General features: G+C 45.8%; 12 protein-coding genes. 7 read left to right on the top strand and 5 right to left on the bottom strand.

Going from position 1 to position 11126, the window contains the following annotated elements; all coding sequences use genetic code 11:
- Positions 1-58 precede the first annotated feature (58 nt).
- The gene (locus RH949_RS11115) at positions 59-211 is read right to left on the bottom strand and encodes a hypothetical protein (protein ID WP_006098030.1); all 153 of its coding nucleotides are present in this window, start codon (positions 209-211) and stop codon (positions 59-61) included.
- Positions 212-280: 69 nt separating this feature from the next.
- Positions 281-1015, bottom strand: a complete 735-nt coding sequence (locus tag RH949_RS11110; protein WP_446353096.1) for a pyridoxine 5'-phosphate synthase — start codon at positions 1013-1015, stop codon at positions 281-283.
- A 95-nt stretch (positions 1016-1110) separates the two neighbouring features.
- Between RH949_RS11110 and RH949_RS11105 the strand changes: the two genes are divergently transcribed.
- Positions 1111-1905, top strand: a complete 795-nt coding sequence (locus RH949_RS11105) for a DUF4058 family protein (protein ID WP_006097982.1) — start codon at positions 1111-1113, stop codon at positions 1903-1905.
- Positions 1906-2023: 118 nt separating this feature from the next.
- A complete protein-coding gene (locus RH949_RS11100; protein WP_446353094.1) occupies positions 2024-2419 on the top strand; it encodes a hypothetical protein in 396 nt (131 codons plus the stop codon).
- Between the two features lie 442 nt (positions 2420-2861).
- Here the strand turns inward: RH949_RS11100 and RH949_RS11095 are convergent, their stop codons facing one another.
- The gene (locus RH949_RS11095) at positions 2862-4763 is read right to left on the bottom strand and encodes a hypothetical protein (RefSeq protein ID WP_446353092.1); all 1902 of its coding nucleotides are present in this window, start codon (positions 4761-4763) and stop codon (positions 2862-2864) included.
- Between the two features lie 229 nt (positions 4764-4992).
- Here RH949_RS11095 and RH949_RS11090 point away from each other — a divergent pair, with 229 nt between their 5' ends.
- Positions 4993-5844 (top strand): GerMN domain-containing protein, encoded by an 852-nt coding sequence (locus RH949_RS11090; RefSeq protein WP_006098289.1) that lies wholly within the window; start codon positions 4993-4995, stop codon positions 5842-5844.
- A 203-nt stretch (positions 5845-6047) separates the two neighbouring features.
- Here RH949_RS11090 and RH949_RS11085 read toward each other — a convergent pair whose 3' ends face one another.
- Both RH949_RS11085 and RH949_RS11080 read right to left on the bottom strand, forming a co-directional pair.
- Positions 6048-6431: a hypothetical protein gene (locus RH949_RS11085; RefSeq protein ID WP_446353090.1), complete on the bottom strand. Its 384-nt coding sequence runs from the start codon at positions 6429-6431 to the stop codon at positions 6048-6050.
- Between the two features lie 189 nt (positions 6432-6620).
- Complete coding sequence (locus RH949_RS11080; RefSeq protein WP_006098306.1) at positions 6621-7598, bottom strand: YdcF family protein; 978 nt, start codon at positions 7596-7598, stop codon at positions 6621-6623.
- Between the two features lie 304 nt (positions 7599-7902).
- Between RH949_RS11080 and galE the strand changes: the two genes are divergently transcribed.
- The 4 genes from galE to RH949_RS11060 all read left to right on the top strand — a co-directional run bounded on the left by galE (position 7903) and on the right by RH949_RS11060 (position 11085).
- The gene (gene galE, locus RH949_RS11075; RefSeq protein ID WP_446353088.1) at positions 7903-8901 is read left to right on the top strand and encodes a UDP-glucose 4-epimerase GalE; all 999 of its coding nucleotides are present in this window, start codon (positions 7903-7905) and stop codon (positions 8899-8901) included.
- Positions 8867-9340: a hypothetical protein gene (locus RH949_RS11070; protein ID WP_446350314.1), complete on the top strand. Its 474-nt coding sequence runs from the start codon at positions 8867-8869 to the stop codon at positions 9338-9340. Before galE ends, RH949_RS11070 begins: the two co-directional genes overlap by 35 nt.
- A gap of 53 nt (positions 9341-9393) precedes the next feature.
- Positions 9394-9840, top strand: coding sequence for a hypothetical protein (locus RH949_RS11065; protein WP_006098308.1), 447 nt, complete (start codon positions 9394-9396; stop codon positions 9838-9840).
- Positions 9841-9948: 108 nt separating this feature from the next.
- Entirely contained in the window at positions 9949-11085 is a 1137-nt protein-coding gene (locus RH949_RS11060) for a glycosyltransferase (RefSeq protein ID WP_006098118.1), read from the top strand.
- Positions 11086-11126 lie beyond the last annotated feature (41 nt).

Genomic DNA, 11126 nt, shown 5'->3' with positions numbered 1-11126 from the left:
GATAGGGCGGGTTTTGTTGTTCCGTTATCGGTGAGATAGGGCGGGTTTTGTTGTTCCGTTATCGGTGAGATAGGGCGGGTTTTGTTGTTCCGTTATCGGTGAGATAGGGCGGGTTTTGTTGTTCCGTTATCGGTGAATAGCGGAATTTATTCCCTAAACCCGCCCCTACAATTGTCCCTAAACCCGCCCCTACAATTGATAGACATCCCATGGTATATATCTACATTACTTTTGACTTAACTCCCTTCATCGAAACTCCTTTGGGTCTGAAACCCTGTCTTTATAAGACAGCTTTACCCTTTCTCCGCATAGCTTGCTTCATCTCCCGAACTGCCCGTTCTAATCCAACTAGCGAAGCTCGTGCGATAATGCTATGACCAATATTAAGTTCTTCCATACCTTCTAAACAAGCCACTGGGTAGACATTCCAATAGGTTAAACCATGACCTGCATTCACCCGCAACCCAGCCGCGATCGCTTGTTGGCATCCTTTGGCTAAGAGTTCCAGTTGCGTTTGGCGACTGGCTTCGTCTTTGGCTTCGGCATAAGACCCTGTATGCAGTTCAATAAACTTGGCGTTAATAGCTGCCGAGGCTTCGATCTGGGCAGGATCAGCATCGATAAATAGACTAACGGGAATCCCGGCATCTTGCAACTGAGCCACCACCTCACCTAGGCGGGATTTTTGACCCGCAATATCCAATCCTCCTTCGGTTGTGACTTCTTCCCGCCGTTCCGGAACCAGGGTAATATAATCCGGTTTAACCTCAAGTGCGATCGCCACCATTTCTTCTGTTGGTGCCATTTCCATATTTAAGTGAGTTCGCACCGTCTGGCGCAAGAGTCGGATATCCCGATCTTGGATATGGCGTCGATCTTCCCGCAGGTGGGCAGTAATTCCATCCGCCCCCGCTAATTCAGCTAACACCGCCGCCGCCACGGGATCGGGTTCCACAGTGCGCCGCGCCTGTCGAATTGTGGCAATGTGGTCAATGTTGACGCCAAGGGTTAGCACTCGCGTTTTTCTCCTGAAACCGTTTTCTCTACAGCCCTTTATTGTATCTGAAAGTATCATAGAACTATCAAAACGATGCCCGTCCTAGTCTACTTATGCCTTCCCCGTTTCCAGGGATGAACCCCTATCTAGAGAATCCCGAATTTTGGTCGGAAGTCCATCACTTGCTGATCAGTATCCTGGCTGAGACATTGAATCCTCAACTGCTTCCCAAATATCGAGTTGCGATCGAGAAACGGGTTTACCAGATGAATGGAGATGATGCGCTGTTGGTGGGTATTCCTGATGTGACAGTAGAACACTCTCGTACTCCAATCAACTTAAACCAATCTAACGTGGCTGTTGCGACACCTCCCTCGACGCCAGTCACCGTCACTGTGCCAGTACCTTTGGAATTCAGAGAAGGTTATCTAGAGGTAAGAGAAGTCACCACCAAAGAAGTGGTAACAGTCATTGAGGTTCTCTCTCCCACCAATAAGCGCTCTGGAAAAGGACGGGAAACCTATTTGGAGAAACGTCAACAGGTTTTGGCAAGTCGGACGCACCTGGTTGAGATCGATCTCCTCCGAGGTGGAAAGCCAATGCCTGTTTTTGGTGATAATACCCAAGGGAGTTACAGAATTTTGGTGAGTCAGTGCGATCGCCGTCCTCGTGCCGATTTGTATGTCTTCAACCTCCAAGATTTAATCCCAACTTTTCCATTGCCTCTGCGAACCGAGGATACAGAACCGATTATCGATTTGCACTTGCTACTTGATCGGGTTTATGACCGCGCTGGCTATGCTTTTGCTATAGATTATAACGGTGAGCCTTTACCGCCTGCTGATCCAACTACGGCTGAGTGGATTGATGTGCTGTTACAGGAGAACCAATTACGTTCTATGCATTAGTCACATCGTTCGTGGCGTTGAAAGACAGAAACAAGTAAGACAATCAATATACTATTTTAAATTGGTTCAGGTCGCCCTGTCCTACTCTATAATAGATGCAAGCTATTATTCCTACATCATGACTGTCCCAATAACTATTAACTTACCCGAAGGTTTAGTTGAATCGGCTCAACGTCTTGGAGAAGCTACAGCGCGAAATATCTCAGACGTTTTAGTTGATACGCTAGAGATTATTTTGCCGACCTTTAATAATCTCTCGGAAATCAACATTAATTCAGAATTTCCTCAGCTTTCCAATGAGGATGTAATTGAGTTAGCTAATTTGAAAATGGATGCCAATCAAAACCAACGTCTCGGAGAACTCCAAGCTAAAGAAAAACATACTGGATTGACTGAATCAGAACGCTATGAGCTATTAGTTTTAATGTCAATTTATCAAATTGGTCAATTCAGAAAATCAGCCGGATTAGCTGAAGCCGTTCGACGAGAATTAAAAAGTCCTTTATTACCATAAGTTTTATATCTGAAACTCTACGCCAAAAATTTATTTAATCCTCGTCAACAGGAGTGGAGAGAACATTTTACTTGGAGTACCGAGGGAACAGAAATTATCGGCTTAACGGCTTGTGGTCGAGCGACAATTTATGCCCTAAAATTAAATAATAATTTAGCTGTTGTCGTGCGTAAAAATTGGGTTAAGCTGTTCGGCATTTAAACCGTAATATCAATAATGGCGCAATCCTTGCCGTAGTGCGAGCATCTTGCTCGCTAAATCAAGCATCTTGCTCGCTAAATCAAGCATCTTGCTCGCTAAATCAAGCATCTTGCTCGCTAAATCAAGCATCTTGCTCGCTACTAATACCCAATTTAAATGCATGATAGCTTAAAGCCGGTTGGCATCCACCAAACTAAAATCATAAATCCCTCCCTAGTTTGTCCAGTGGCTAAACTCGCCCCTAGAATTTACTTATACAAGTTGTTTGCAACACCACAAATCTCTCCATCTGAAACACCGAACAATCCTCAACTACCCCAGTTAAGGCTGGAGTGATTCCCTGAGTTAGCCTCTTTTGCGCCTCTAAAGTTACAGGTTGATAATCTCGCAGCCAATCATGATTGGCTAGATACTCTGGTGTAAAGGCAGTATTGTCTAATAACCAAAAGTCTACTCCATAGCGTTGGATAAACTGTTTCACCTCCTCTAAATCCGAACTATACTGGGCTTTAATTAAGTCAATTGTGCGTTGACGAAATTGACGATAATACCCCCAATGATAAGGAATCGCATATTCCCGCCCGACTAAAATAGAGCGTTGGGCAAAGGTGGGTAAGTTATCTGTCTCTTCTGATACTGAAGCAATTAAACTATCTTTGGGTTGCTGCTGAAAAAATTGATACAAAGCCGGAAAATGACCCTCTTTGTATTTGGTTAACGGAAAGGGTTTAACTAAGTAGGGATAGAAAAGTAATGCTGCGGTGATGAAGCTGATTGTTAGGTAGTGGTAGATTCTGAGTTTTGAGTAGGGACGGGTTTCTCCATTATTGTTTCTTTTCGCCCTGCTGTCACTAAACCTGCCTCGACCAAGGTAGAATTTTTTGAGTTTTGCCGGATGGCAATCTGTTCTCAAAATAGCATCCAGCGTGATTGTTAAAACCATCCCGGCTGATACGGATAAAAGAATACGAAAGCTATGTTCTGTATAACGACTGGGAAGATGCAGGTTAAATAGGAGCAGATGGGCAAGAATGAACATTAAGATAGATGCCCAAACTATTTGAGTTAATATTCTTATCTGAGGGGAAATAGATTTAACTAGCGGGAATGAGTTGGGATATCGGCATAGAATGGGTAATAGTATGCCTAAGGCTAAAGTTGCGGGTCTAACGAAGCCTACGTCTAATAAACCACTGCGGGGACTGAGAAAAAAGAAATACCAGGGGTTATTACTGAAAAAATAACTGCGTCCAGTTCCCCAAAATTCGGGTAATTGTTTGGCTTGAGTGGCGGTGATGACTGGATCGAATTTTCCGGGGATGAGGGCGTAGCCGGAAATGGCGATTATTGTGAGGATTAGACATAAGAATGATAGGTAATGGGGATGTTGCTTTAGTTTTTTGGGGAAACGCAGAGGGGCGCGGAGGTAAGCGCAGAGGGGCGCAGAGGTTCGTAGAAGTGAGTTTTTTGTGGTAAAAATTTGTAGGATGAATAGGGCGGCACAAATTAATAAGTATTGAGGATAGAATAGGGCTAGTAGGATGATTGTGGCTAGGCAAGGCAGTAGAGATTGGCGTAATAAGTAGTATAAAAAGGCGAGGAATAGGGGGTAAACAAAGGCTCTGGGTGTGGCTGAGATGAGATCATCTTTCATCCAAAGACTTTGATTAAGTAGCACTGTGGTGATAAAGCCAGCCGCAGGTACGGGTAAGAGTTGGAGTGATATACCAAAACAGTACCCTGTCGCGATCGCGCCGAGAATTGGCGGTAAGAGTTTGTTGAAGAGAAAGGGATGGATACCTACAGCGGCGGCGATGCGGTAAATGGCAGTATATCCCACAGGGGCGACGGATTGGAAATAATCGGCAATTAAGTCATGGGGAAATAATTCGCCATCAATAAACCGTTGCATCCAAAAGACATGCTGGCGGGCATCATCTTGAACAATATAGGCATGACTAAAGGCTTCCCGCAGGGCTAACCCACTATAAATTGCGGCGATGGTTAAGCTTAAACTGAACCAAAATACAACGTGAACCGTTAACCCTGTTGATCTAGGTTGAGTTAAAACGTTTTGCAGAGGTTTACGTCGCATAAAATGGTAAAGGTTTAAGTATAATCCTCTCGTGTAGAGACACGCCATGGCGTGTCTCTACTCTTAAAGCACTCACTGCGGCGCTCCGTGGTAACATCAAAGCTAATAGGTAACGTTTGTTCAGTCATCAACTTAAAGTAAAATGGTATTACTTTAGCAAGATGAATAAAATTGAATTTACTTGAATCATAAAACAGTAGGTAAATCAGGAACTATTGATTTTATGAGTCAGAGTAAAATAAATTTAACACATCAATCAATATTGATAAGTGCTGTCTTGGCGCTATCCTTCACAACGGCATCGGCTGGGGAAGCGCACAACACCTCTGTAACCCATCCGGAGAACTCTGAAGCCACCTCACAACCTCAACCCCAGACGATTAGCCAAAATCCAGATGAACCCAGGCAAATTCAAGTCTTTTTACCTAAGCCTTCCGCCGATAATCAAACGATAGGGTACGTTGAACCTGTTACCCGAGCCACATCCCGCGTCGATGTTGCTGAATTTGCGATTGAGCAAGTTGTTCAAGGACCCACATCCGCCGAAAAAGAAGAAGGATTTGCTGACTTGATTGACTTCCGAGGCGAATCTACCTGTGGTGAAAACTTTACCGTTGATATCTCCAATGGAATTGCCCAACTTCAATTTTGTCGGACAGTCTATACGGCTGGACTTGGTGAAGACGCGGGAATCCAAAAAGCTGTAACCAACACACTCAAACAGTTTAATAGTGTTGACCAAGTAGTTATTCTCGACAAAAACGGCGACTGCTTTAAAGATATGAGTGGTAAAAATGCCTGCTTGAATTCCATTGACGGTGTTGTGTGGCGACCTATTCCTGAGACTAAAGCATCGTCTGGGGGTGAATTAGGTCAGGTCGATACTCAACCTTGGGAAGTCGGACTTAATACCATTAGTCGTAATGGAAATGCGATTAACTTTGATGTGAACGCCAATGGCAAGTATGTCAGATATTCGGGAAATTGCCAACGTGAGTTACTCTCGCGAATTAAAATTGGCGACGTGGAAAATGGTCAAGTAACGGATACTATGTCCGTGAATGAAAACTATTTCAAAGCTAACCGATTTCAAGAACCCGTGTTAGATTATGCTTGTACCCATAGTTAGTTATCAGTTGCCGCGCTCACGCGGCTAGACTGAGCGCTCGCCGAACGTCCGAAGTCCCGTCGGTCAAGTATTCCGAGAAACCGGGTTTCTTTGGGTGAAAACTGGATATTTCGTTGTCATCCTCACGAAAAACCCGGTTTCTGTACCGATGTCCTAGCCTTCTATTAAGACTAAATTCGGGTTGACTACTCCCCTTTTTTGGCTTAAATAAAACTTGTTTGAAACTGCTCAATTTTTCTTTCAATTTGTTGAACAAGCTGCTGGCAGTAATCTAAAGCTGCTCTCGCCTGATCTTGTTCTATATTATTAATTTCCAAGGATAGTTTGACTTTTTCATCAGGGGTATTGTCTCCAGTGATAAGTGCATAACCAACCCAGCTTCTATATCTAAAATACTTTTCATAATCTATTTTCAGGGCATAGCATAACAAAATTTCCTGCATTCTTTGCAATTCTTGAGAAATTTGAACATTAACTTTTTGTTTGCCAAATTCATCCTGAACAATAAATCCGTCAAATTCTTCAAGGCTGGAATCCTGATTGGGTTTCAGATCGAAAATAGTTCCCTTGGCAACGCTTATCGTCAAATCAAGAGAAGCTGTAGCATAACTAATCGCCTGTATTAATTTGCCTGAATGATAGGGAAGATAGGGCGGGTTGAGTTGTATCTGGGTAAAGTAAGCAACAATAATGGTGAAACCCGCCCCTACAAACCAGGTTCCCTTGAGCCAAGTGAAGGGTTACCACCTTTCAGATTTTTCAGATTCGCGAAATGGTTAAACAACGGCGGGAGCTTGCCAACCTCGCAAATAATAGTAAATCGAGGCGTAAAACTCTTCCACAATTCGCGTCGTGACAGTCAGCGCTTCTACAGAGGGGATAAAGGATTCAATCCACTGGTTGATTGTGGATGTTGTTCCGGGTTGAACGGTAAAGAAGCCGGTCGGTTTAGCCACAACATTGTTAAGACCTACACTTCTAAACGCCTGTTGAGCACGACGGCTGTTATAGGCTGAAGTAACCAGAAAAACGCGATTATCTGCTATGCCGCGATCGCGTAATATATCTTCGACTTCTTCGGCGCTGGTGCGGAGATTGATACCCGTGGGTTCAAGCACAATTCGGCTTTGGGGGACCCCAAACTGAACCAGTAAGCTGCGGATATCATTGGCTTCGACAATTTGGTCTTGATTTCCTTGCAGGTTAGGTCGAGGACCAGCACTAACCACGACTAAGGGGTTATTGCCAGATTGTCGATACAGTTGAGCGGCATAAAGAATACGATCGCCCGTATCGGTAAGTTGAACTTGGGTTCGAGGCGGTTCATCGGGTTGGGTAGTGCCTTGTCCAAGAACCACAATCGCTGAGGCGGTTTGAGCCGCCGCCGACTCAGGCGTAACCACGGCTTGTTCCGTGCTAGCCGCCAACAGGTTAGAGAAAAAGGGCGTGCTGGCGAGGAGTAAGATTAGTAAGGCTGCCATAACCTGGTTCTTTGACTTATCCAGCCCTTGGCGGAGGGCAAAACCCAACAGCACGATGGAAGCACCGACAGGTTTCAAGAAAAACGAGAGAACCTCCCAAATCGTTGATATGGCATCATTGCCGGGAGAGAAAAACGCCACAACAATGAAGCCAAACAGAAATAAACCCCCAAGCAAGGTAAAATACTCCTTGGGGATTACCTTCTTAAACAGGTTGTAGAGAATAACTGCAATCAGCAGCCAGAGTAGGATTCGAGTCAGTAGTAAAAACATTGTGTTTTGACGGTGTAACGTTTGGACAGTGAGCGAGGAATTGTTACTTGTTAGTCTGACTCCTCAAAATAACAATTAACAAGTTAGGGGTGATTGGGATCAGGTTTTGTGTAACGTATCACTTGGGGAGAGCATGGTTCAAATAACCCTAACACGGGCATTATACTCGTCATTGTCCACAAGCATGAGGGAAATGAGGGAGAGGGGAGGGGGAGAGGCTGAGCAAAATTACTATTCAAGCAAAGACAAATAGCCAAAATATTTGTAAAGTTAGTCTATAAAACGAAACAGGGGCGGTTTGAGCGTGTCGCAAGTCCAACCGGAAATTTTAGTGACTGGCGGAGCTGGATACATCGGCTCTCACACAGTATTAGCCCTGCAACGGGCGGGTTACAACGTCGTTGTCCTGGATAACCTGGTCTGTGGACATCGAGAGTTTGTAGAAGAGATCCTGAAAGCGAAATTGGTGATCGGGGATGTGGGCGATCGCACCCTGTTAGACCAAATCTTCGCCAGCCACAATATTGCCGCTGTACTCCACTTTGCCGCCTATATTGCCGTGGGGGAGTCGGTCATCTACCCCGCCAAATACTACCGCAATAACGTCAGTGGTACGCTGACTCTCTTAGAAGCCATGGTCGCCGCTGATGTGAAAACCTTAGTGTTTCCCTCCACCTGTGCCGTCTACGGGATGCCTCAGGAAGTACCCATGACCGAAGTCCATCCGCAAAATCCGATTAATCCTTATGCCACGAGTAAGTGGATGATGGAGCGAATGCTAGCGGATTTTGATCGCGCCTACCAGTTACGTTTCATTGTGTTTCGCTTTTTCAACGCGGCTGGGGCGAATCCCGAAGGACTACTCGGTGAAGATCATTACCCAGAAACCCATCTGATTCCCTTGGTCTTGTGGACAGTATTAGGCAAACGCGACTCAATTGCCATTTGGGGAACCGACTACTCCACCCCAGACGGAACCTGCTTGCGCGATTATATTCATGTCAGCGACTTGGCAGATGCCCATATCCTCGGGCTAGAGTATTTGTTAAGTGGCGGCAAGAGTGAAATCTTTAATTTAGGCAGTGGCAATGGGTTCTCCGTGCGACAGGTGATTGAAACAGCAAGGCAAGTCACCCAGAAAGAGATTAAAATCATTGAGTGCGATCGCCGCCCTGGTGATGCACCGATTTTGGTGGGTAGTAGCGACAAGGCGAGGAAAATTTTGGGTTGGTCTGCCAAATACCCGGAGCTCAGTAAAATTATCAGCGATGCTTGGCAGTGGCATCAACGGCGTCATCATTAGTAAAGTATGGACAATTGCTATTTTCTTAGAAACTGGGAGTTCACATAAGTTTTTTGAAGCAGTGAAACAATTATCGGTGAATAAACACACCCAGACTGGAAAGGCTACAAACAACCTCAACTCTACCAACAAAAGGACTCTTGCCCTAGAAGCTCGACTCAGCCGTTTGGAATCCATTGTTGGACAAATTGGTGAGGCGGTGCTTGCCACAACCGAGACGGTGGAGTGTCTAGGCAAGCGGGTTGATGCTTTGGCTGTGCAGGTGCAACACCAAGGGCATCAAGTTCAACAACAGGGTTACCAACTCTTTGCCTTGAGTGATGCGGTGCAAACCTTAGCCGAAAACCAAAATGAGTCACTCGCAGAACTTGGAGAACTCACTGAAACACTCCAACGCCTTGCGGCTGCGATCGAAGCCCAGCAGAAGTCAGTAAGCTAGGAGTAGCGTTAAAATGTTGGACGGCTTATTCTTCAATGAACCTAAGAGCATTCATGTATCGTCCCCGGCGAAATTTCCTGCGGCTAAGTGTCACGGCTGTGATTAGCCTATTGGCAGTAAGCTGTGGTCAGAGCAAGGTTGCCCAGTGTAATCAAATGATTCAAGTGGCGAATCAGGCGGTCAGTGACGCCAAAGTCGTGACCAGTGGAGTTCAAGAGGACAATCCGCAAGCTGAGGCAATGCGACAAGCGGCGGCTGTCATGGATAAGGCGTCTGAAGAAATGAACGCGATCGAGGTAACCGACGAGACATTGCAAGACTATCAAGCCAGTTTTGTCAACATGTATCGCGATACGAGTCAAGCGATGCGTAATTTCGCGGTGGCGTTTGAGCAGAAAGACCGCCAAGGGGCGGAAACAGCACAGATGAGTTTACAGCAAGCAACGACTCCAGAAAAGCAATTAGTTGATAATCTTAATGCTTACTGCTCCGGTCAATAATGATATGGGGAAGCATGTAGAGACGTAGCATGCTACGTCTGGAAGCTGGGGAAAAATAAATGAAACTACAGCTTATTTGAACAGACTTGTATTGGGGGATAACGATTCTTGAAGTATGCCTTGGTGCATGAGTGGCTAACGCCCAACGCAACGGGGGGTTCTGAACGGGTGGTTCGAGAAATCCTCAAGTCCGTTGAGGCGGATTTGTATGCCTTGATTGATTTTGAATCAACCAATCCCCACAGTTATTTGTTTGAGCGTCGGATTGGCACGACCTTTCTACAGCATTTTCCTTTGGCTAGCAAGGGGGTGCAGAAATATTTACCTCTACTGCCCTTAGCGATTGAACAGCTAGACTTGCGGGATTATGATGTAATTCTCTCCTCCTCCCATGCGGTTGCTAAAGGTGTCCTCACCCGTCCACAACAGCTACACATCTGTTACTGCCATACACCGATGCGCTACGCTTGGGATTTGACCTTTGATTACCTCAACAGCAGTGCTATGGGGCGGGGATTCCCTGGGTCAATCACGCGGTATCTGCTGCATCGGTTGCGTCAATGGGATGTGATCTCAGCCAACCGGGTAGATTATTTTATTGCCAACTCCCGCCATACCGCACGACGGATTTGGCGCTGCTACAGGCGAGAGGCACAGGTGATTTACCCTCCGGTTCATACTGAACGGTTTTCTTTCCAGGCTCAAAAGTCAGATTTTTACTTGACGGTTTCTCGATTGGTTAGTTATAAGCAAGTGACTTTAATCGTGGAGGCGTTCAATCAACTGGGATATCCTTTGGTCGTCATTGGCGAGGGATCGCAATTGCAGGCGCTGCGCCATCTGGCTAAACCTAACGTGCAAGTCCTGGGTTTTTGTCCCGATCGCGTGGTAGAGGAGTATATGGCACAGGCGAAAGCGTTTGTGTATGCTGCCTGTGAAGATTTTGGCATTGCCTTGGTGGAAGCGCAAGCTTGTGGTACACCCGTTATTGCTTATGGTGCGGGTGGGGCTTTAGAAACCGTTCGGGATATCCGGAAACATCCGGATAAGGGTACGGGTCTGTTTTTTCTAGACCAAAGTCCCCAGGCTTTGATGGAGGCGGTGAAAGCCTTTGAAGCACGAGCCACTGCCTTTAGTCCCGAACAGATACAATTAAACGCGGCTCAATTTGCGCCAACTGTGTTTAGCGATCGCTACTTGACGTTTCTGGACGGCTGCTATCGAGACCACCTGTCACGATGTTGAGTCATAAATTCCAGTTTCCTGGTCGCTATTGCCTTAGCTAA

The organism is Coleofasciculus sp. A1-SPW-01 (genome assembly GCF_040217205.1).
Taxonomy (GTDB): domain Bacteria; phylum Cyanobacteriota; class Cyanobacteriia; order Cyanobacteriales; family Coleofasciculaceae; genus Coleofasciculus; species Coleofasciculus chthonoplastes_A.
This window is presented reverse-complemented; position numbering and strand designations above follow the sequence as displayed.

Coding starts and splice junctions, on each gene's coding strand:
- RH949_RS11080 (WP_006098306.1), bottom strand. CDS start 7,598: ATGTTTTTACTACTGACTCGAATCCTACTCTGGCTGCTGATTGCAGTT.
- RH949_RS11100 (WP_446353094.1), top strand. CDS start 2,024: ATGACTGTCCCAATAACTATTAACTTACCCGAAGGTTTAGTTGAATCG.
- RH949_RS11095 (WP_446353092.1), bottom strand. CDS start 4,763: ATGGCGTGTCTCTACACGAGAGGATTATACTTAAACCTTTACCATTTT.
- RH949_RS11115 (WP_006098030.1), bottom strand. CDS start 211: ATGGGATGTCTATCAATTGTAGGGGCGGGTTTAGGGACAATTGTAGGG.
- RH949_RS11105 (WP_006097982.1), top strand. CDS start 1,111: ATGCCTTCCCCGTTTCCAGGGATGAACCCCTATCTAGAGAATCCCGAA.
- RH949_RS11065 (WP_006098308.1), top strand. CDS start 9,394: ATGTATCGTCCCCGGCGAAATTTCCTGCGGCTAAGTGTCACGGCTGTG.
- RH949_RS11070 (WP_446350314.1), top strand. CDS start 8,867: ATGCTTGGCAGTGGCATCAACGGCGTCATCATTAGTAAAGTATGGACA.